The 21,184-nt window shown below is 69.7% G+C and carries 18 protein-coding genes; 11 read left to right on the top strand and 7 right to left on the bottom strand.

The window, feature by feature from the left end; all coding sequences use genetic code 11:
• The first annotated feature begins 128 nt into the window (after positions 1-128).
• The 8 genes from ACZ5T9_RS10875 to ACZ5T9_RS10840 all read left to right on the top strand — a co-directional run bounded on the left by ACZ5T9_RS10875 (position 129) and on the right by ACZ5T9_RS10840 (position 10,079).
• Positions 129-1,409 (top strand): glycosyltransferase family 4 protein, encoded by a 1,281-nt coding sequence (locus ACZ5T9_RS10875; protein ID WP_464833088.1) that lies wholly within the window; start codon positions 129-131, stop codon positions 1,407-1,409.
• A gap of 122 nt (positions 1,410-1,531) precedes the next feature.
• Positions 1,532-1,990 (top strand): DUF4330 domain-containing protein, encoded by a 459-nt coding sequence (locus tag ACZ5T9_RS10870; protein ID WP_464833087.1) that lies wholly within the window; start codon positions 1,532-1,534, stop codon positions 1,988-1,990.
• Between the two features lie 21 nt (positions 1,991-2,011).
• Positions 2,012-3,745 carry an O-antigen ligase family protein gene (locus tag ACZ5T9_RS10865; RefSeq protein WP_464833086.1) on the top strand — a complete coding sequence of 578 codons (1,734 nt, stop codon included), beginning with the start codon at positions 2,012-2,014 and terminating at the stop codon, positions 3,743-3,745.
• Between the two features lie 50 nt (positions 3,746-3,795).
• Complete coding sequence (locus ACZ5T9_RS10860; protein ID WP_464833085.1) at positions 3,796-5,253, top strand: glycosyltransferase; 1,458 nt, start codon at positions 3,796-3,798, stop codon at positions 5,251-5,253.
• Positions 5,254-5,340: 87 nt separating this feature from the next.
• Entirely contained in the window at positions 5,341-6,951 is a 1,611-nt protein-coding gene (gene murJ, locus ACZ5T9_RS10855) for a murein biosynthesis integral membrane protein MurJ (protein WP_464833083.1), read from the top strand.
• 51 nt (positions 6,952-7,002) lie between these two features.
• Positions 7,003-8,178 carry a glycosyltransferase family 4 protein gene (locus ACZ5T9_RS10850; RefSeq protein WP_464833081.1) on the top strand — a complete coding sequence of 392 codons (1,176 nt, stop codon included), beginning with the start codon at positions 7,003-7,005 and terminating at the stop codon, positions 8,176-8,178.
• Between the two features lie 182 nt (positions 8,179-8,360).
• The gene (locus ACZ5T9_RS10845) at positions 8,361-9,506 is read left to right on the top strand and encodes an NAD(P)/FAD-dependent oxidoreductase (RefSeq protein ID WP_464833080.1); all 1,146 of its coding nucleotides are present in this window, start codon (positions 8,361-8,363) and stop codon (positions 9,504-9,506) included.
• Between the two features lie 33 nt (positions 9,507-9,539).
• Positions 9,540-10,079: an NUDIX hydrolase gene (locus ACZ5T9_RS10840; protein WP_464833079.1), complete on the top strand. Its 540-nt coding sequence runs from the start codon at positions 9,540-9,542 to the stop codon at positions 10,077-10,079.
• 111 nt (positions 10,080-10,190) lie between these two features.
• Here ACZ5T9_RS10840 and ACZ5T9_RS10835 read toward each other — a convergent pair whose 3' ends face one another.
• The 5 genes from ACZ5T9_RS10835 to ACZ5T9_RS10815 all read right to left on the bottom strand — a co-directional run bounded on the left by ACZ5T9_RS10835 (position 10,191) and on the right by ACZ5T9_RS10815 (position 15,168).
• Positions 10,191-10,904, bottom strand: coding sequence for an ABC transporter ATP-binding protein (locus ACZ5T9_RS10835; protein ID WP_006904176.1), 714 nt, complete (start codon positions 10,902-10,904; stop codon positions 10,191-10,193).
• Positions 10,904-11,671, bottom strand: a complete 768-nt coding sequence (locus ACZ5T9_RS10830; protein ID WP_464833078.1) for an ABC transporter ATP-binding protein — start codon at positions 11,669-11,671, stop codon at positions 10,904-10,906. Before ACZ5T9_RS10830 ends, ACZ5T9_RS10835 begins: the two co-directional genes overlap by 1 nt.
• Positions 11,671-12,711, bottom strand: a complete 1,041-nt coding sequence (locus ACZ5T9_RS10825) for a branched-chain amino acid ABC transporter permease (protein WP_464833077.1) — start codon at positions 12,709-12,711, stop codon at positions 11,671-11,673. The genes ACZ5T9_RS10830 and ACZ5T9_RS10825 overlap by 1 nt, the downstream gene beginning before the upstream one ends.
• 18 nt (positions 12,712-12,729) lie before the next feature.
• Entirely contained in the window at positions 12,730-13,608 is an 879-nt protein-coding gene (locus ACZ5T9_RS10820; protein WP_006904173.1) for a branched-chain amino acid ABC transporter permease, read from the bottom strand.
• Positions 13,609-13,965: 357 nt separating this feature from the next.
• Positions 13,966-15,168, bottom strand: coding sequence for an ABC transporter substrate-binding protein (locus ACZ5T9_RS10815; RefSeq protein ID WP_464834443.1), 1,203 nt, complete (start codon positions 15,166-15,168; stop codon positions 13,966-13,968).
• Positions 15,169-15,515: 347 nt separating this feature from the next.
• On the opposite strand from ACZ5T9_RS10815, the gene hutU reads away from it, so the two are divergent.
• Both hutU and ACZ5T9_RS10805 read left to right on the top strand, forming a co-directional pair.
• Entirely contained in the window at positions 15,516-17,210 is a 1,695-nt protein-coding gene (gene hutU / locus ACZ5T9_RS10810; RefSeq protein ID WP_464833075.1) for a urocanate hydratase, read from the top strand.
• Positions 17,211-17,257: 47 nt separating this feature from the next.
• Positions 17,258-18,898 (top strand): imidazolonepropionase, encoded by a 1,641-nt coding sequence (locus tag ACZ5T9_RS10805; protein WP_464833074.1) that lies wholly within the window; start codon positions 17,258-17,260, stop codon positions 18,896-18,898.
• A 44-nt stretch (positions 18,899-18,942) separates the two neighbouring features.
• On the opposite strand, the gene ACZ5T9_RS10800 is transcribed toward ACZ5T9_RS10805, so the two are convergent.
• Positions 18,943-19,419 (bottom strand): PIN domain-containing protein, encoded by a 477-nt coding sequence (locus tag ACZ5T9_RS10800; RefSeq protein WP_464833072.1) that lies wholly within the window; start codon positions 19,417-19,419, stop codon positions 18,943-18,945.
• 3 nt (positions 19,420-19,422) lie between these two features.
• Complete coding sequence (locus ACZ5T9_RS10795; protein ID WP_242823280.1) at positions 19,423-19,722, bottom strand: AbrB/MazE/SpoVT family DNA-binding domain-containing protein; 300 nt, start codon at positions 19,720-19,722, stop codon at positions 19,423-19,425.
• A gap of 160 nt (positions 19,723-19,882) precedes the next feature.
• On the opposite strand from ACZ5T9_RS10795, the gene ACZ5T9_RS10790 reads away from it, so the two are divergent.
• A complete protein-coding gene (locus tag ACZ5T9_RS10790; protein WP_464833071.1) occupies positions 19,883-21,184 on the top strand; it encodes an arginase family protein in 1,302 nt (433 codons plus the stop codon).

Below are 21,184 nucleotides of genomic sequence, written 5' to 3'. Positions count from 1 at the left end.
GCGCCGGGGCGCGGTGCGCCGGCAGGACACCAGTGGCGTGCACCCGATGCCCGCCCGGTGCGGGACGAGAGGGTGCCGATCACGCCGGTCGACCGGACGCAGGGGCCGGCTGGTGGGAGGAACATGGCTTGCGCATCTTGCTGGTCACGGGGAACCGGTTCCCCCACGCCGGCGGGCTCTCGACCCACATGGACCTGCTGCGCAGGGGGCTGGAAGCGCTGGGACATGCCGTGCGCATCCGCTCCTTTGCCGATTTCAGCCCTGCAGCCAAGGTTCTGACCCGCGGCCCGTCCTGGGCCCTCAACCGGGTCCGGTGGGGTTGGGGGGCCATGTGGACGGCCACCATGCGGGTGCATTTTCTGAGCCGGACCCTGCGGGTCGAGGCGCCGTGGGTTCAGGCCCTCAACGTGGAGGACCCCATGGCCGCCGCCGCGGCCCAGCGAGCGGGGCTGCCTTACGTCTACACCGCCCACGGCTATCCCACCGATGAGCACGTGGCCGCCGGCCGGGTTCGGCCCGGGACCGCGGCCCACCGCTGGTTGCTGGAGCTGGAGCGGCGGGGGCTGGCGGGGGCGCGCCATGTGGTGGCCGTGGACTCTCGCATTGCAGCCCATGTGCGGCGGCTGGCAGGCCATGACCGGGTGACGGTGGTCCAGAACTTCATCGACCTGGACTGGCCGGGACGGGTTCCGTCTCGGGCCGCGGCGCGTACCGCCCTGGGCATCCCGCAGGACGCCTTCGTCATCCTGTGCCCGCGGCGACTGACCGCCAAGAACGGCGTGCTGTACGCCATCCAGGCCCTGGAGGGCCTGATCCGGCCGGAGCGGGGCATGGGAGGAGCGGTCGGTGGAGCGGGGGTCGTCGCCGGACCGGTGGTCCAGGAGCTGGCGGCCGGCGCGGAAACCCTTCGCCCGTTGCTGGTCATTGTCGGGAGCGGAGAGCAGGATGCGCTGGTCCGCCGGTTCGTCCGGGAAAGGGGCCTCGAGCCCTACTGCCGAATTGAGGGCGAGCGGCCCCATGCCGCCATGGGGCAGTATCTCAGGGCGGCCGATGTCGTGGTCGTCCCCTCGGTGCACGAGGCCGGGGTCGAAGAGGCGACCTCCATCAGTGCCCTGGAGGCCATGGCCTTCCGCGTGCCCCTGGTGGCGTCGGCGATCGGCGGGCTGCGCGAGATCGTTCGGGATGGGGAAACCGGCCTGCTCGTTCCCCAGCGCGACCCGGAGGCGCTGGCCCGGGCGCTGTGGAAGGTGGCATTGGACCGCCCGCTGGCCGAGCGCATGGCCGAATCAGCCTACCAGTACGTGCTCCAGCACCACTCCCACCTGGCGGCGGCCCGCCGGTTCCTCCAGATTTATCAAGAGCACCTGGTGGTCAAACCGGCACGGGCGGGGTCAACCGGTACGCGCTGACCAGTGAGCGAGTGCCAGGGGCCGCTAGGTGAAGCCGGAACCGGGAAAGGCTGTCGCCGGCGCGACAAGACGGCCGGAGCTGGCAGGGGAGCGGGCAGGGACAGAGGGGAGAGCCGGATCGGATGGAGAAGCGCTTTCGCTTCAATCTTCTGGACTTGCTGGTCATCGTGGTGTTGCTGGCGGTGGGGTTCGTGGTGTATACGCGCATCGGGCCGGAGAGCGCGGAGCGGGCCGAGGCGCGGGACGTCACCTTCACCGTGCTGGTCAGCAGGGTGCCTGAAGTGCAGGCCCGCAACATGTTCAGCGTCGGCGATGTCCTTTACAGTCCCAGCGCCCAGCCGGCGGCGGAAATCGTGGACGTGACCCTGCGGCCGAGCCCCATCGTGCTGGAAAACGGCGGATTCTTGCGGGAGGGCGAGTCGCGTTATTTTCAGGACGTGCTGGTGACGGCGCGCGGCCGCGCCGTGAAGGTGCAGAACCATTACGAGCTGCGTGGCCAATCGCTGCAGATCGGGCGCGAATTTTCTCTGGCGACGCCGCGCACGGTGGTCAGGGGCACGGTGGTCGACGTTCGCTGGTAACGCGGGGAAGGAGGAGTGGGCTTGCTGGAGGCCATCCGCCGGGCATGGGGAGAGAGCTGGATCGCGGCCTTCTGGAGGGGGCTCAAGCGGGCCTGGCGTGACCTGCTCAGCGGCAGCTTCCTCTGGCGGTGGCTGACGTCCCCTCTGCCCGTCCCCCGCGATTGGTGGGGGGCCTCGGCCCTCGGGTGGCTGGTTGCGAGCGCCCGGAACCGGCTCGCGGCCGCGTGGGCGGCGGTCGATCCGCGCGGGGCCGTGCCCCGGGCGGCCGGTGGGGCGGCGGCCTGGGGCCTGGTGGTGATCGCCTTTCTGGTGGCCCTCGTCCCATTCCGGCGCCAGGTCGGCCCCATTCCGGTCACCGTGGAGGTGCTCCTGATCCCCCTGGTCGCCGTGGCGTGGCTTGTCCACTGGGCTCTCCGCCCGGCCCCGGACCCTGCGGCGCCGGGCCGCGAGCGGCCGGCCAGGTCCCTCACGGGCCTACCCCTGACGGCCTTCGATCTGCCCTTTGTCCTTTACCTCACGATCCTGGCCGTGTCTCTGCTCAACGCCCGGTCCCTGGTCGAAGGATTGCAGACCCTGGCGCGCCAGGCCTCGTTCTTCGTGTTGTTCTACATGACGGTCGACCTGGTGCGGGGGCGCCGGCGCCTGGGCCACTGGATCGTCGACGCCATACTGGCCGGTGGGCTTTTGGTGGCCTTGATCGGCCTGGTCCAGTACGCCCTGGGCGTCGACCTGACGGTGTCGGGGTTGGCCGGTGCCGGGGCCGGAGCCATTCGCGGCCGCGTGGGCTCGACCCAGGAGAACCCCAACTTTCTTTCGGAGTATCTCATCCTGCTCATCCCCGTGGCCCTGGGGCGCCTGTTGGGAACCCTGCGCGGATCGGTAGGCGGGCAGCAGCCCCGTGGCGCAGCAGGCGCAGAGCGGGAGCAAGGCACGGGTGGAGGCGTGGGCGGGGAGGCTGCCGCTCAGGGCGCGCCGGCGGCGCCCCGGCCGTGGCACCGCGCCTTCTATGTCACCGCCATCGTTGCCATGCTGGCGGCAGAGTTCTTGACCTACACCCGGGGTGGGTGGCTCGGGCTCGCCCTGGCGGTGGCGGTGTTCGTCCTGCTTGTTGATTCCCGCTACCTGGTGGTGGCGGCTGCTGCGGGGGCCGCGGCCGTGTTCGTGATCCCGGGGATGCTGGAGCGCCTGGCTGGGCTTCTGGACTTTTCCGAGGGGTCCGGGGCATTCCGCCTGAATCTCTACCGGGCGGCCCTGCTGATGTGGAGCCGGTCGCCCTGGCTCGGGGTCGGGGCCGGGAACTACCTGGCCTACTACCCCGACGTCATTCGCGATTACCCCTTGCTGGACCAGCGGTTTGCCACGTATTCGTCCCACAACGCTTTCCTGACCGTGGCAGCCGAGACCGGGCTGCTGGGGCTTCTAGTGTTCCTGGTCATCGTGCTGCTGGCGCTGCGGGCTGCTTTTGCCGGCTGGCGGCACTGTGCCGGGCCCGGCGACCGGCTGCTGTTCCTGGGTGCCGGTTGTGGTATGATTGCGTTCCTGGTGCAGAGCCTGTCCAACATCACCTTTTTCCACCCGCGGGTGGTGCTGTACTACTGGTTGCTCCTGGCGGTGCTGGTGGGCCTGTCGCCGGCTCCCGCACCCCGCGGCCCGCTGCCGCCGGCCTGTGAGGGCCGGGCACAGACCCGCAGAGGCACCAGGGGCGAGGTGGCGGGGGCCGGCGAGTCCAGGGAGGTCCGCATCGGCGCGCTATGAGCCAGGTAACGAGCAACCGTCCCGGAGGGCCCATGCCTCCGGCAGGGCGCATGGCGTCCGGCCCTGCCGGCCTCCAGCACGGCAACGGGCTGAAGAACCTCTTGATGGTCGCCTGCTACTTCCCGCCCATCGGCGGTGGTGGGGTGCAGCGAGCCCTCAAGATGGCGAAATACCTCCCGCAGTTCGGCTGGCGACCTTTAGTGCTGGCCATGGATCCGGTCTGGCACGTGTCGCTGGATCCCACCCTGCTGGACCAGCTTCCTCCGGAAGTGGTGGTGCACCGGGTCCGCGAGTGGCGGCCGCGGGTGCTGGCCGGTCCTATGGCGGCAGCAGCGCCGCAGGCCGGCCGGCCGGGGACCGCATCCCCCGGGACGGGGCGCCCCGGAGCCACGGCCGCGGCGGCCCCGGCCGCAGGAGAACGGGGGGGCGGTCGCTCGCTGGCTTCAGGCGGGGAGCCCGGAGGCTGGCGGCGCCGGTTCGTCCAGTGGATGAAGCGGGCGCGGATGTACGTGCTGATTCCCGACGACCGCATCCTCTGGTACGTGCCGGCGGTGCGGGAAGGGCGGCGGATGCTGGCCCGGTACGGCGCGCAAGCGCTGCTTTCGACGTCGGGACCGTACACCGATCACCTGGTGGGCCTGGCGCTGCACCGGCAGGTGGGCCTTCCCTGGGTGGCCGACTTCCGGGATCCCTGGACCCAGAACGTGCACCGCAGCGGGATCGGCTGGCGCGACGCGCTGGAGGAGCGGATGGAGCGGGCGGTGATGCGGGAAGCCGACGTGGTGCTGACGGTGACCCGTTCCTTTGCCGAGGGTTTCCGGTCCAAGTACGGGGATGTGATTCGCCGGCTCGAGGTGATCCACAACGGGTTTGACGCCGCCGACTTCGCGGGGATCGAGCCCGAGCGGGTGGAAGGGCGCTGTACCTTCGTCTATACGGGGATCTTCTACAAGGAGCGGAACCCGCGCCGCCTGCTGCGTGCTGTTCGGCGCCTGATCGACCGGGGGGCCGTGGACCCGACGCGGCTGCGCCTGCGCTTTGCGGGCGTGTTCGACTACCCCGGGTACTCCGAGAATGCCCGGGCCGTGCGGGACCTGGGGCTGGGCGACGTGGTGGAGGTGCTTGGTCATGTGCCGCACCGCCGGGCCGTGGCCCTCTTGAAGGGTGCCGATGTGCTCCTGCTGATCAACGACGTCGACCCTGTTTTCGGCGGCACCTTCATCCCCGGCAAGCTGTTCGAATACATGGCCGCCCAGCGCCCCATCCTGGCCCTCAGCATGCCCGGTGAGGCTGCTGCCGTGGTAGAGCGGTTCGGACTGGGAGAGGTGGTCGCTCCCGAGGACGATGCGGCCATCGAGGCGGCGGTGCTGCGCTTCTACCGCCGGTGGGAGCGGGGGGAGCTGGCCGGACCGCAAGCTCTTCCACCGGAGGCGTACCGCCGCTACGAGCGCCGGGAACAGGCCCGGGCTCTGGCGGAGCTTCTGGACGAACTGGTGGCGGGCCGGTAAGCGGCATGACGGGGACGATCCGGCGGAGATGATCCAGCGGGCATGATGCAGGGGGGAGGCCGGCAGCGGCACAAGGGGGCAGGGGGAGTGGGCGCTCGCCTGGCCCGATCGGCGGCAGCCGTTTTCTTGCTGGCGGTCGCCAGCCGGGTGCTGGGGTTCGTCCGGGAGATGGTGCTGGCGGCCGTGTTCGGCGCCGGCCGGGTGACCGACGCATATACCATCACCTTCGCCATCCCCTCGGTGCTGTTTCAGGCGGTGGGCAGCGCCATCACCACCATCGTCATCCCCATGCTCACCCGCTACCGCGCCACCGGGCGGGACGAGGACTTCCGCGAGGTGGCGTGGACCCTGTTCCACGGGCTGTTGCTGGCGCTGCTGGCGATCCTGGCCGCGGCCATGATCCTGGTCGATCCCCTGGTCCGGCTGTTTGCTCCAGGGTTTGCCGGCGAACAGCTTGAGCTCGCCCGGCGCCTGGCCCTGATCATGCTCCCAGGGATTGTCTTCATGGGGATCAATGGCTGGATGCAGGGCGTGCTCAACAGCTGCGGCAACGTGGTGACGCCCGCGGCGGTGGGCATCCCGCAAAACCTGGTGCTCATTGCCGGAACGTATTTTCTCGGCCGGGCCTACGGTATCGAGGCGGTCGCCTGGGCGTCCCTGGTGGCGCTGGCCGCCCAGGTGATTCTCCAGTGGAGCGCCCTCCGGCGTGTGGGCTTGCCGTATCGCCCGGTGTTCCGGTGGAACCACCCGGACCTGCGGGCCGCCCTGCGCCGGACGGGCCCGGTGGTGGCGGCCACGGGCACGGGCCAGATCAGCCAGACGGTGGAACGGGCCCTGGCTTCGGGTTTGCCCGAAGGGAGCGCGGCGTCGCTGTCCTTTGCACAGCGGATCACGGGGTTGCCCCAGGGCCTGCTGATGTACCCGGTTTCCACGGTGCTCTATCCGGAGCTGACGCGCCGGATCAGTCAGGGCGACCGGACAGGCTTCCTGGCCCTGCTCCGCCGGGGGTTACGCCTGCATCTGTTTCTCATGTTGCCCATCACCGCCGGGATGCTGGCGCTCCGGTCGGAGCTGGTGCGCCTGGTGTTCGAGCGCGGCCGGTTCGACGCCCACGACACGCAGATGACGGCCTTTGCCCTGGCCTTTCTCTGCCTGGGGCTCACGGGATTTGCCTGGCGGGACCTGATGAGCAGGGCGATGTACAGTACGGGTGACACCTGGACACCCGCCAGCACCGGGATCGTGGCGCTGACCATGCACATCGTGCTCAGCCTCCTGCTGGTGCGTTACCTGGCCCACGGCGGAATTGCCCTGTCCTGGTCCATCTCCTTGTGGTGGAGCGCCCTGGTCCTGCTGGTGAGGCTTCGGCGGCGGCTCGGGCGGGTGGGAGGCCGGTCGCTGCTCGGGGGTGCGGTGCAGGCGGCGGTGGCCTCGGTCGTGATGGTGGTGGTGGTTGAAGTATTGCGCCGGGGGCCTCTGGCGTCGCTGGTGGCTCCCGATGCTCGGACGGTCGCTCAGGCGGCCGGCTTGCTCCTGCTGGTGGCCGCTGGGGCCGCCGTGTACGGGGCCGTGCTGGCCCTGTTCCGGGTGGAGGAACTGGCCCTCTTGCGTGGCCTGGCCCGGAAAGCCCTGGCCCGCCTGGGGGGCGCCGGACGGAACGGGAAGGGTCCGGCCGAGCGCAACGCCGGCCAAGCATGATCCCTGAGGCGCGGGGCCCGGATGGGGCCGGGGCCCGGTGGAGGGTGCGGGATGAACCAGCTGAACCAGCCGGTAATGAGTGGGGGCGGGCCAGGCCTGCGGGTCTGGATGCTGCCCGACTACAGTTCGAGCAACCCCTACCAGCGGCTGCTGGCCGATGCCCTGACGAGCCTGGGTGTGCAGGTCACCCTGGCCAGGCGCCTGGCCGATGTGCCGCCGGCGGCCGTCGCCCGGCGGTCCGGGGATGATGCGGCTGTGATCCACCTGCACTGGACCCACGGGTACATGCTCGACCGCCGGGCATGGATGACGGCGGTCAAGGGGATGCGGCTTCTCGCCTGGCTTCGGGCCATGCGCCGGCGCGGTGCTGCCCTGGTCTGGACGGTCCACAACCTCCACGATCACGACCGGCGCCAGCCTCAGCTGGAGCGTTTCTTTCACCGCCGGCTGGTCAGGCTCTGTGACGCCCTCATCGTGCATTGCGACTATGCCCGCCAGGCGACGGCCGGCGCCTTCGCCGTCCCGGAGCGCCTGCGCCGCCGGATCTTCGTCATGCCCCACGGTCACTACTTGGGGGTGTACGGTGAGCCCTGGGACCGGCAGCAAGCCCGGTCCCGGCTGGACATCGACCCGGACGCCGTCACGTTCCTCTATCTTGGGGCCATTCGGCCGTACAAAGGCGTTCCCCGGCTGGTCCGGGCCTTCCGGGAACTTCCGGAGGAAGGGGTTCGCCTAGTGGTCGCCGGGCAACCCGCCACGGACGCTCTGCGGGACGAGATCGAGGCGGCCGCGGCCGGTGATAGGCGGATCCGGCTGGTGCTGGAGCGGGTACCGGACGAGGACATCCCCCTCTTCATGGGCGCGGCGGACGCCGTGGTCATGCCCTATGAGGACATTTTCACGTCCGGCACCGTGATCCTCGCCATGTCCTTCGGGCGCCCGGTCGTTGCTCCGCGTTGCGGTTGCCTGACTGAAGTGGTGGATGACCAGGGCGGGTTCCTCTACCCGCCTGACGCTCCTGCGGGTCTGGTACAAGCTTTGCGCGAGGCCTTGGCCCGCCGCCACCGGCTGGCGGACATGGGACGGCACAACCGGCGGCGGGTGGAGGTCTGGACGTGGCAGGCTGTGGCGCTTGAGACCCGGCGGGCGTACGAAGCTGCGGTGGCCGCGAGGCACCGGGGTGCAGCCGGGCCTGACCCGGCGGGACCGGACCGAGGCACGTCCTGACGTGGATAAGGGGTCTTACCGCAGCGCTGCGTCCGGTGGCGGAAAACCCAGGATGGGCAAACTGGTCAACGTAACGAACAGATTCACCGGCAGGCTTCCATGCCGGCTGCACTGGCACCCAAGGGGGCGGCGAAGAGTCAGCGGTTCTGACACAGCGGAAACTGTGCCGGGGAGTTGAGGGTGTGAACCTGTACGACGTGGTCGTGGTGGGTGCCGGGCTGGCGGGGCTGCAGAGCGCCCGCTTGCTGGCGGGTCGAGGCCTCAAGGTCCTGCTGGTCGACTGCAAACCCCGGGTGGACCGGTTCGTCCACACCACAGGCATTTTCGTGCGGAAGACGCTGGAGAGCTTTGACCTGCCCGCCGATTGCCTCGGGCCGGTGGTGCGGGACGTGGTGCTGTATTCCCCGGCGGGGCGGGCCCTTCACCTGTCGAGTCCCCACGACGAGTTCCGCGTGGGCCGGCTGCGGCGCCTCTACGCCCGGTGGCTCGACGAGGCGGTGGCGGCCGGCGCCCACTGGGCCGGCGGTACCAGGTTTCTGGGCTCCGAACCGGGTCGAACCAGCCGGGTCTACCTGGAGACGGGAGGGCGCCGCTGGGCGGTGCAGGCCCAGTTTCTCATTGGCGCCGACGGCTGCCAGTCGGCGGTGGCCCGGGACCTGGGGCTTGACGTGAACCGGGAGTGGATCGTGGGCGCGGAGGAAGTCTACCGGGGCGTACCGCTGGACGGCCCGCCCGCTTTCCACTGCTACCTCGACCCGCGGCTGGCGCCCGGGTACCTGGCCTGGGTGGTCCACGACGGGGAGGAGGTCCACGTGGGCACGGGGGGCTATCCCGACCGGTTCCACGTCACCACCGCCCTGGCCGCCTTCAAACAGCGGGTGGCCTCGCGTTTCGGTCTCCAGCGGGGGCGGCTGGTGGAGCGGCGGGGCGGCCGCATCCCCGTGGGCGGCGTTTTGCGGCGCATCGCCTGCCCCCGGGGGCTTCTGGTGGGCGATGCCGCCGGTGCCGTGTCGCCCCTGACGGCCGGCGGTCTCGATCCGTGCCTGCGGCTTTCCGACCTGGCGTCCCACGTGGTGGCTGCTTACCTCGACCGGGGCGACCCCCGCATCCTGGAGCACTACCGCGGCGGTGCCTTCCAGCCCCGCTTCCTCTCCCGGCGCTGGATGCGGCGGGCCCTGGCGGCCTTCCGGCATCCCCTGTGGTATGAACTGGCCTGCGCTGCCTTCCGTGGCACGCCTTTGCGCCGGCTGGCCTGGCAGGTGTTCTTCGGCCGCGGTTCGTTCCCCGATGTGGAGCCGGTGAAGGCGGCGCTGGGGGTAGGGGTGTGAGGCTCGGGGATGGCGATGCAGGAGGCGAGGGTGATGGAGAAGAACCGGCAAGCCATTGTCGCCGTTTCAGCCTACATTACGAATGACAAGGGAGAGGTTTTGCTCGTAAAAAGTCATGCCCGCTCAGGCACGTGGGAGTTGCCGGGCGGGCAAGTCGAGGCGGGGGAGGCGCTCGACCAGGCCATTCAACGCGAGGTGCTTGAAGAGACTGGGGTTGACATCCGCCTCATCGGGATCAGCGGTGTATACTACAACGAGACCAAAAATATCATCAACATTGTATTCCGAGCGAAATATGTCAACGGGAGCATTTGTCCCCAGCCCGATGAGGTTCAAACGTCACGGTTTGTGCTGCTCGACGAGTCAAACGTTGAAGAATATGTCACATGGCCGCACTTGAAATCGCGGGTGCTCGATGCAATGAACGGTGCATGGGTCGTTCCGTACGAAACGTGGGCCATGGAGCCGAGCCGCCGCCTCGCGAGAGTGGAGCGGTGGAGCGGTAACCAGCGCCAGACCCCACCACCAGTCCACAGCACCGGCTCACAGTACCCGCCCACTGCACCAGCTTAGGGGCCCTTGCTGCCAACGACACCGCCTGCCGGCGGGACCGGACCGATCTTACCGCCGGACCAACCTCACCGTTGCAAGGGCGCCGGAGGCCGGTCACGCTCCTTCCGGTCGTCACCCCGCCTTGCCGCCCAGGTACGCCGCCCGGATCGCCTCGCTCTGGCGAAGTTCGTCCGCCGGTCCGGCCAGCACGATGCGGCCCGTCTCCAGCACGTAGGCGCGGTGGGCGATGGACAGGGCCATGTGGGCGTTCTGCTCGACCAGCAGGATCGTGGTACCCTGGCTGTTGATCTCCCGGATCACGTCGAAGATGGTCCGCACCAGCAGGGGCGCCAGGCCGAGGGAGGGCTCGTCCAGCAGCAGGAGGCGGGGCCGGGCCATGAGGGCGCGGCCGATGGCCAGCATCTGCTGCTCGCCGCCGGAGAGGGTCCCGGCGACCTGGTGAAGTCGCTCCTTGAGCCGGGGGAACAGGTCGAAGACCCGCTCCAGGTCCCGGGCCTGCTCGGCCCGGTCCCGGCGCAGGAAGGCACCCAGTTCCAGGTTCTCCTGGACCGTGAGGTTGGCGAAGATGCGGCGGCCCTCGGGCACGTGGGAGATGCCCAGGCGGACGATGTCTTCGGGCAGTTGCCGCAAAAGGGAGCGGCCCTGGAAGGTGATGTCCCCCCGGCGGGCGGGCGCCAGCCCGGAGATGGCCCGCAGCAGGGTGGTCTTGCCGGCCCCGTTGGCCCCGATCAGCGTGACGATCTCGCCCTCGTTGACGGACAGGGAGATGCCCTTGAGGGCGTGGATGGGACCGTAATAGACGTGCAGGTCGCGGACTTCCAGCATCACGATGCCTCCTCCCCCAGGTAGGCCTCGATCACCCGAGGGTTGCGGCGGATCTCCGCCGGGGTCCCGGTGGCAATGAGCACGCCGTGGTCGAGGACATAGATCCGCTCGCAGATGCCCATCACCACCGACATGTCGTGCTCGATCAGAAGCACCGTCAGGTCGAAGTCCCGCCGCACGGCGGCGATCAGCTCCATGAGCTGGCGGGACTCCTGGGGGTTCATGCCGGCGGCCGGTTCGTCCAGAAGGAGGAGCCGGGGCTTGAGGGCCAGGGCCCGGGCGATCTCCAGGCGCCGCTGCAGGCCGTAGGGCAGGTTGCGGGCCAGCTCGTCCTTGTGGGCCAGGAGGCCCAGGCGCCCGAGCAGCTCCAGGCTCTCCTCGGCCATGCGGCTCTCTTCCGCAAAGAAGCGGGGCAGCCGCAGGATGGAGTCCAGCGGCGTGTGGCGGGTGTTGACCTGGTAGGCCACCCGCACGTTATCGAAGACCGTCAGGTTGGGGAACAGCCGGATGTTCTGGAAGGTCCGGGCGATGCCCAGCCGGGCCAGAACGTGGGGCTTGAGCCCGTTGATGCGCCGGCCGGCGTAGGTGATGGTCCCCTCGGTGGGCGTGTAGACGCCCGTCAGCAGGTTGAACACGGTGGTCTTGCCCGCGCCGTTGGGGCCGATCAGGCCCACCAACTCGCCGGGTTCGACCGCCAGATCGAGCCCGTCCACGGCCTTGAGGCCGCCGAAGCGGATTCCCACCTTCTCCATCTGCAGCAGCGGCATCAGCGGGCACCTCCCTGGCCGGGGGTCGAACCGGTCCCGATCCCGGTCCCCAGCCCGACCCCGGCCCCCGCAGCGGCCTCCGCCGCGGTTTCCTCCGTGGCTCCGTCGTCCTCGCCGCGGAACCCGGGGAAGAACCCGGTAATGGACCGGGTCCCCCAAAGCCCCTGGGGCCGGAACAGCATGACCAGGATCAGCACCAGGCTGTAGAGGATCATCCGCACCTCGGGGTACGCCTGCAGGCCGATGGAGACCAGGGTGAGGAAGGTGGCCGCCAGGATTGCCCCGGGCAGGCTGCCGATGCCGCCCAGGACCACGAACACCAGGATCTCGAAGGACTTGAGGAACCCGAAGTTGCTGGGCTGGATGACGTAGAAGTTGTGGGCGTGCAGCCCCCCTGCCAGCCCGCCGAAGAAGGCGCTCAGGGCAAAGGCCATGACCTTGTAGGTCGTGGTGTTGACGCCCATGGCCGCGGCGGCGATCTCGTCTTCCCGCAGGGCCAGGGTGGCCCGGCCGTGGGCGGAGCGGGTGAAGTGGACGGTGACCAGGATGGCGGCCACCACGCTGGCGTACAGGGCCGTCCAGCTGGTCAGGTGGGAGACCCGCATGCCCGCGGCGCCCCCCACGTACTCCACGTTGAGCAGGATGATGCGGACGATCTCGGCAAAGCCCAGGGTGACGATGGCCAGGTAGTCGCCCCGCAGCCGCAGGGACGGGATGCCGACCACCAGGCCCACCAGCAGGGCGGCCAGGGCCCCCGCCAGCAGGGCCACGGCGAAGGGCATGTCCAGCTTCTGGGTCAGCACCGCCGAGGTGTACGCCCCCACGGCTAGGAAGCCCGCATGGCCGATGGAGAACTGCCCGGCCAGGCCCAGCACGATGTGCAGGCTGACGGCCGCCAGCACGTTGATGCCGATGTTCATCAACACGTTCTCGTAGAACCGGTCCAGGATGCGCGCCGTGAGCAGGAACTGCACCACGGCGTAGATCAGGATCAGGCCGGCCGCCACGGCAGCCGCCCGCCGGGGTTGGGGTTTGACCATGCTGCCCCTCCTTGCCGCTCAGACCTTTTCCGTGGTGTGCCGCCCGAAGAGGCCCTCCGGCCGGAACAGCAGGATGAGGATCAGGATGAGGAACGCGGCGGCGTCACGGAACAGGGAGAGGCCGGCTGCGCTGACCAGGGTTTCGACCATGCCGATGACCAGGCCCCCCACCATGGCCCCCGGGATGGAGCCGATGCCGCCCACCACGGCGGCCACGAAGGCCTTGAGTCCCGGCAGCACGCCCATCAGGGGGTCGATGCGGGTGTAGTAGAGCCCATAGACCACCCCCGCCGCACCACCCAGCGCCGAGCCGATGGCGAAAGTGATGGAGATGGTGCGGTTCACCGGAATGCCCATGAGCCGGGCCGCCTCCAGGTCGAAGCTGACCGCCCGCATCGCCTTGCCGGTGCGGGTCTTCTGCACGATGAACTGGAGGATGGCCATCAGCGCCACGGACACGGCCAGGATCACCAGGGCGTCCAGGTTGATGCCCGCGCCCAGGATCTCCAGCCGCCGGTTGGGGAAGAGGCTGGGATAAGCCTCCGACTGGGCCCCCCGCAGGTAGATCGTGGTGTACTGGATGAACAGGGAGACGCCGATGGCGGTGGTCAGGGCCGCCAGCCGGGGAAAGTTGCGCAGCCGCCGGTAGGCCACCCGCTCGATGGTGACCCCCAGCAGGGCCGAGACCCCCATGGCCAGGAGCAGGGCGGGAATGAAACCGAGCCCCCAGGCGGTGAGGGCGTAGTACCCGGTGAAGGCCCCGATCATGAAGACCTCCCCGTGGGCGAAGTTGATGAGCTTGATGATGCCGTAGACCATGGTGTAGCCCAGGGCGATCAGGGCGTAGATGGTGCCCACGGAAAGGCCGATCAAAAGCTGCTGGAGCCAGATGTCCATGGCTGTGGTATCCCCTTGTGGTGGCCGGTGCCGCCTGGGCGCCGCCTCAAGGTTGCCCGGCGTGCCGGAGCCGCCCCGGCGGCCGGCGATAGGCCTTGGAGGACGGCTCTTACGGCAAGCGGTCGCGGCTGGAGGTGCCGGCGGCGCCTCATGCCATGGCCGGCCGCGGCAGGAGGGCAGAACCTCCTCCTGCCGCGGGACCGGCTGGTATCGGGCTGTTCTTCAACGCTCGCCGGGTGGTAACTTGGCGGTGTCTTGGTTACGGTCTTGACGCCCCGGGCCCGGGTCGCTGAGCGGGCTTGGCAGCCGGGTGATCCGTGCGGCTCGCGCCGGGCCGCCCGCGCTGACGGCCGGGCTTTACGGGTTCACCTTGGTCCGGAAGACCTGCTGGCCGTCCTTGAACTCGATGACCACGGCGGCCTTGACCGGGTTGTGCTGCTCGTTGATCGAGATGGTGCCCGTGACCAGCTGGACGTCCTTCGACTGCTCCAGGGCGTCCTTGATGGCCACCGGGTCGGACGAACCGGCCCGCTTGATGGCGTCCGCCAGGAGCATCACGGCATCGTAGCCCAGGGCGGCGAAGCCGTCGGGCACCTTGTTGTACTCGGCCTGGAAGGCCTTGATGAACTCCTGGATCTTGGGGTCGGGGTCGCCGGCGGAGTAGTGGTTGGTGAAGAAGGTGTTGTTCAAGTTCTCCGCACCGGCCAGTTCGACCATCTTGGGCGAATCCCAACCGTCGCCGCCCATCATCGGGATGGTGAGGCCCGCGTCTTCCCGGGCCTGCTTGACGATCAGGCCGACCTCCTCATAGTAGCCGGGGATGAACAGGAAGTCGGGGTTGGCCGCCTTGATCCGGGTGAGCTGGGCCTTGAAGTCGGTGTCGTCCTTGACGTAGGACTCTTCCGCCACGATCTGGCCGCCGCCGGCGGTGAACGCCTCCTTGAAGGCCGCAGCCAGGCCCTTGGCGTAGTCGCTGGACGAATCGGCGAAGATGGCCGCCCGCTGGGCGCCGAGTTCTTCCAGCGCGAACTTGGCCGCCACCTGGCCCTGGAACGGGTCGATGAAGCACACGCGGAAGATGAATTCGTGGGTCTCACCGGTCTCCGGATCGACGGTCACGAGGGGGCTGGTGGCTGTGGGCGCGATGACGGGGATCTGGTTCTCGTTGGCCAGGTCGACCATGGCCAGGGTGTTGCCCGAGGTGGCGGCGCCGATGATGGCCACCACCTGGTCCTGGGTCATCAGCTTGAGGGCGGCGTTGGTCGACTCCGCGGCGTCGGACTTGTTGTCAGCCTTGACGAACTCGATCTTCCGACCGTCCAGCAGCCCGCCTTCCTCGTTGATCTTGGCGGCGGCCAGCTCCGCACCCTGGACGAAGGACTGGCCGTAGGAGGCCACATCGCCGGAGAGCTCGGCGTTGATGCCCACCTTGATGACCCCGCCGTCACCGCCCCCGGTGCCGGAGCCGGCGCCCGAGCCGGTGCCGGCGGGCCCACAGGCAGACAGCGACAGGCCGAGAATCAGAAGAAGGGAAGCAAAAACTGATTTGGAACGAAACACGGCCATACCTCCTCTTGCGATACTGGCTGAATGCGCCAGGTAGCTCCTATTCTAACGCCTTGTTTGGGGATGTCCAGGTAGTTTTGTGCCCTTGTGTAGAAGAATTCGTACGGGGTTGGAAAAGAGGGATCGGTTGACAATTGAGATTCGATACCAGATTGGAGCGGGATAGGCGTTGCCCGGGCGGTTGACGCCCCCGCCCCGTGGGGCTGGATCGGGAAGGCCGTGGGGAACGCTCGTTGTGAATACTTGTTTACGAAGGAAGTGCCGGTGTGCCTTGCGAAGCCACAGCCCGTGGACGGATCTACAGGCCGGAGCCCGGCCGAGCCCCCTGGGGAGGTGCCGCCATGTCCGCCGTCCGCACGGTCCGTGCCCCCCGCGGCACGACGCTGTCCTGCCGGGGCTGGCAGCAAGAGGCCGCCCTGCGCATGCTGATGAACAACCTCGACCCCGAGGTGGCGGAGAACCCCGACCAGCTCATCGTCTACGGTGGAACCGGCAAGGCCGCCCGCAACTGGGAGGCCTTCGAGTGGATCGTGGAAACCCTCAAGGTCCTGCGGGACGATGAGACCTTGCTGGTGCAGTCGGGCAAGCCGGTGGCGGTCTTCGAAACCCACGAGAAGGCGCCCCGGGTGCTGATCGCCAACTCGCTGCTGGTGCCCAAGTGGGCGACCTGGGAGCACTTCTGGGAGCTGGAGGGCAAGGGGCTCATCATGTTCGGCCAGATGACCGCCGGCTCGTGGATCTACATCGGCTCCCAGGGCATCATCCAGGGCACCTACGAGACCCTGGCCGCCGTGGCCCGCCAGCACTTCGGCGGCTCCCTGGAGGGCCGGGTCGTCCTGACCGGGGGCCTGGGCGGCATGGGCGGGGCCCAGCCGCTGGCCATCACCATGAACGGCGGCGTGGGGCTGATCATCGAGGTCGACGAGCGGCGCATCCGCCGCCGGGTCGAGATGGGCTACTGCGACCGCTGGACGGCGGACCTGGACGAGGCCCTGCGCTGGGTCGAAGAGGCCCGGCGCAAGAAGGAGCCGCTGTCCGTGGCCCTGCTGGGCAACTGCGCCGAGGTGGAACCGGAGCTGGTCCGCCGCGGGTGGATCCCCGACGTGGTGACGGACCAGACCTCCGCCCACGACCCGCTGGGGGGCTACGTGCCGGCGGGGCTGACCGTGGCCGAGGCGGAGCGGCTGCGTTCGTCCGACCCGGAGGAGTACGTGCGCCGGTCCATGGCCAGCATGGCGGCCCACTGCGAGGCCATGGTGGCGTTCCAGAAGGCGGGGGCCGTGGTCTTCGACTACGGGAACAACCTGCGGGGCCAGGCGAAGGCGGCCGGGTTCGCCGAGGCCTTCAGCTATCCCGGGTTCGTCCCGGCGTACATCCGGCCCCTGTTCGAGGAGGGCAAGGGACCCTCCCGCTGGGTCGCCCTCTCGGGGGACCCCGAGGACATCTACAAGACGGACCGGGTGATCCTGGAGGAGTTCGGGCGCGAAAACGAGGGCCTGGCGCGGTGGCTGCGGCTGGCGGGGGAGAAGATCCCCTTCCAGGGGCTGCCGGCGCGGATCTGCTGGCTGGGCTACGGCGAGCGGGACCGGGCGGGGCTCCTGTTCAACCATATGGTGAAGAAGGGCGAGCTCAAGGCGCCCATCGTGATCGGCCGCGACCATCTGGACGCGGGGTCCGTCGCCTCGCCCTACCGGGAGACCGAGGGGATGAAGGACGGCTCCGATGCCATCGCCGACTGGCCGATCCTGAACGCCCTGCTGAACACGGCGGCGGGGGCCTCCTGGGTGTCGGTCCACCACGGCGGTGGGGTGGGCATCGGCTACTCCATCCACGCCGGGCAGGCGGTGGTGGCCGACGGCAGCGAGAACGCCGAATGGCGCCTGGCCCACGTGCTGCGGACGGACCCGGGGATGGGCGTGGTGCGGCACGCCGACGCGGGTTACGAGCGGGCCCAGCAGGTGGCCCGGGAGCGGGGCATCAAGATGCCGGCGCTGGGGACCGGCATGGACGCCGGCAATGGGCGCCAGGGCGGCTGACGGGGCCTGCAAGGGAAACGGCAGCAAGCGATGGAGGGGCTCTGATCGTGCATGGATCGCGGGAAGCTGTCGACCTGCTGATTGGACCGGCGGCCCAGGTGGCGACGCCCCGGGCGGCCGAGCGGCCGCCGGCCGGACCCGAGCAGGGTCGCCTGCAGGTGATCCCGGAGGGCGCCGTGGCCGTCCGGGACGGGCGGATCGTGGCCGTGGGGCCTTACGCCGACCTGGCGCGGCGATTCGACCCGGCCGAGGTGCTGGACGCATCGGGCTGCACCGTGTTGCCGGGGTTCGTCGACCCCCACACCCACCTCTGCTTTGCCGGCTGGCGGGCGGAGGAGTTCGAGCGGCGCCTGGCCGGGGCCAGCTACCAAGAGATCCTGGCGGCGGGGGGCGGCATCCTCGACACGGTGCGAAAGACCCGGACCGCGTCGGAGGTCGAGCTCGCCGTCGCCCTGCGCCGGCGGCTCCTCGAGGTGCTTCGGATGGGCACGACGACCGTGGAAGTCAAGAGCGGCTACGGCCTGACCACCGCCGACGAGCTGAAGATGCTGCGGGCCATCCGCCGGGCCGCCGATCCGGCCGACGACCTGGACGGCACCTGGCCCCTGGGGGCCGGGGCAGGCGAGCCTGCTCATGGCCCGCGGCTCCGAACGAACCGGCCCGGCGCCACAGGAAGCGGGGGGCCGGGTAGGGGCAGCGACGTTCACGCCGGCGACGGCGCGGCTGGCGCTGGATTCACTGGTGGCGGAACTGCTGGTCGCGGGGCAGCTGCCGGCACGGCCGCTGCGGCCGCAACCTGGACCGCTGCCGGTCCGGGCCATGCCCGACCGACTACCGGCACCCCCCGGGCACGTGCGGCTGCCGGATCTGCCGCCCCCGTAGCCGCTCCTGCCGCTGGACCCGTGGCCGCCGGACCGGCTGCCGCCCGGGTGCCCGGTACCGGCTGCGCCGGGGGGCTGGTTCTTCCCGAGGTGGTGGCCACCTTCCTGGGGGCCCACGCGGTGCCCCCGGAGTACCGGGGCCGTCCGGACGAGTACGTCGACCGGATCGTGGAGGAGATGCTGCCCGCGGTGGCGCGGGAAGGCCTGGCCGAGTATGCCGACGTCTTCTGCGAGCAGGGCGTGTTCGACCTGGAACAGACCCGGCGGATCGTGGAGGCTGCCCGGCGGCTGGGCTTCCGCATCCGCCTCCACGTGGATGAGCTCACACCCTTGGGCGGAGCGGGGCTTGCGGCCGAAGTGGGGGCGGTATCGGCGGACCACCTGCTTCACGTGCGGGACGAGGACATCCCCCGGCTGCGGGAGGCGGGGACGGTGGCCACCCTGCTGCCGGGTACGGCTTTCTTTTTGCGGGAGCCGTACGCCCCCGCCCGCAAGCTCATCGAGGCGGGCGTTCCCGTCGCCCTGGCCACGGACTACAATCCGGGCAGCCACCCGGCCGGCAGCATGCCTCTGGTGATGGCCATCGCCTGCGTGGGGATGGGGATGACCCCTGCCGAGGCCCTGGTGGCATCGACCCTGGGCGGCGCCTGGGCGGTGGAACGGGCCCAGCGCCTGGGAAGCCTGGAGCCCGGGAAGCAGGCCGACCTGGTGGTGATCGAGGCGTCGTCGTACCAGCACCTGGCCTACCGGCTGGGGACGGTGCCGGTGGTGGCGGTGGTCAAGGCGGGGCGGGTGGTGGGGGTGTAGTGGCAGGGACGGGCCGGATGCCAAGGCGGGGTGGAAGTAGGCCCCTACCCACCGATCAATTCTCGCAGGAGGACGGACTTTTGCCCCATCGCCTCGTGCAGCCGCCGATCGTTGGTCAACAGGTGCACTTCGTCCTCCTGCGTACGGCAGGCGAGATAGGCGTCGGGGAACGGCTCCTCGCCGGAGGCCTGGCGCCCCAGGGCGACCACGATGCACTCCCGTTCCTCGCACTCAAGCTCTCGGGCTTGCACCAGTGCGAGAACGGCTTGTGCAGCCTCCTGAGCCTGAAGCCCGAAGACTTCGGAGTACTGCAAGACGTTCAGCGTCTCCTGGATGACCACAGGGGTCAGGACGAACCGGTCCCCGGCGGCAAGCCGGTCTGCGATGAATTGATCAAGGGCAGTGTAAAGAGCACGCAGGTGGGCTTCTGCCTCGGACCCGCGTCGGCGCGCCTTCTCAAGCTGATCTTGGCGGGTGAGGAGATATAGCACGATGTTGGTATCAAGCAACCAAGTCGCCATGACCTATGAGGACGGCTCCTGCGGGCCCGTCGAAGACAACTTCACTCGGGCACGGTCGTGGCCGGCTCCCCGCCGGCCCTCCTCGATAGCCCGGCGCACGACGCCGTCATCCAGCAGCCGCTGCGCGCGGACGAGTTGGCCGACGTCGAGGAGGGTGGTGCGCCTGGGAAGCGCACGAAGACGCACTTCCCGGTCGTCCACGATTTCGAGGAGGACGTGGTCGCCTTTGGCGATGCCCAGCCGATCCCGGACCATCTTCGGCAGGGTAATCTGTCCCTTCGGGAGGACTTTGACGAGGGCCACCCGAGAGCCACCTCCTGGCTTCATGGTACCCTCCTCCTTCTCGAGTTGTCGAGTCCTACGACTCACAGGCAGTAGGAGACTATGCTTAGCGTGTTACCACCATACGCTACGCAGCCCGGCGGTAGCGGGGTGAGGGCAAGCAGAGGAGGGGGGAGCGGCGATGCAGGTGCCGCAGCAGCCAAGGGCCGGAATGCCCTTCACCGGCATTGCCACCTTTGCCCGGGCGCCCTACGTGCCCCCCGAGGCGCTGCAAGCCGGCCAGGTCGATTTTGCCGTCATCGGAGTCCCCTTCGACGCGGCCGTAGGCTTCCGCCCGGGCCAGCGGCTGGCGCCCCGGGCCATCCGCGATCTTTCCACCCGTTACGCCCTCCCCTGGGGGCCGGACAACCCCGGCTACTGGGACATCCAGGACGACCGCTGGTATCTTGAGGGCTGCCGGTTGGTCGACCTGGGTGACTGCGATCCGCTCTACACCGACCTGGAGCACCTGGACCGCAGCGTCGCCGCCCTGGTGGGGGCTGCCCTGCGGGCCGGCGCCGTCCCGGTGGTGCTGGGGGGTGACCATTCCATCACCTATCCGGTGTTGCGGGCGTACGGCGAGCTGCTGCAGGCTTCGGCCGGTCCGGGGTCGGCGGCGCGGTACGGGGATGAAGGGGGCGGCCTGGGGAGCAGCCAAGGGAACGGCGGGGGACGGCTGCACATCCTCCAGATTGATGCTCACCTGGATTTCTCCGCCGATGTGGCCGGGTTCCTCCGGTCCAACTCGAGCCCCTTCCGCCGGGCGGCCGAACTGCCGTACGTGGGGACCATCACCGTCATCGGCGTCCGCGGCATCCGCACCAGCCCCGAGGCGTATGCTGCCGCCGCCCGGCGGGGCAACCGCATCGTGACCATGGGGGAGTGGCGGGCGGCGTGGGCCCGGCGAGCGGCCATCCCCGCGGGGGTGGGGCCGAGTGGTGGGCCGCACCCGGGTACCGCGGCGGACTCTGGCGCCGGGGCGAGGGTGGGCGGAGCGACAGGCTCTGGCGCCGGGGCCGGCCCGGCCGGAGGGACAGGGTCACACGGCCGGACCAGCCCGGGCGGAGGGGAGCCGGCCGGCAGCCGGCTGGGTCGGCCACCCGCACCAGGCGACGACGCGAACCCGCTGATGCCCTTCCTGGCGGCCATTCCCCCCGGCGAGCCGCTCTACATCAGCCTGGACATCGACGGCCTGGATCCGGCGGTCGCCCCGGGCACGTCAAGCCCCGAACCGGGCGGCTTGACCTATGAAGAGGTCCGCGAGATCCTGCGCCTGGCGGCGAGCCGCGCCCGGGTGGTGGGCATCGACATCGTGGAGGTCAACCCGTACCTGGACCCTGGGGGCATGACGGCTCTCCTGGCGGCTCGCCTGGCCATCGAAGCCATGGCGTTCAGCCATGGTGCGCTGGCGTCACCGGGGTCCTGGGTTTTCCCCCACGGGTGA

Source organism: Thermaerobacter nagasakiensis, from assembly GCF_055396825.1.
The sequence above is the reverse complement of the archived record's forward strand: the minus strand, read 5'-3'. Positions and strand labels throughout refer to the sequence as shown.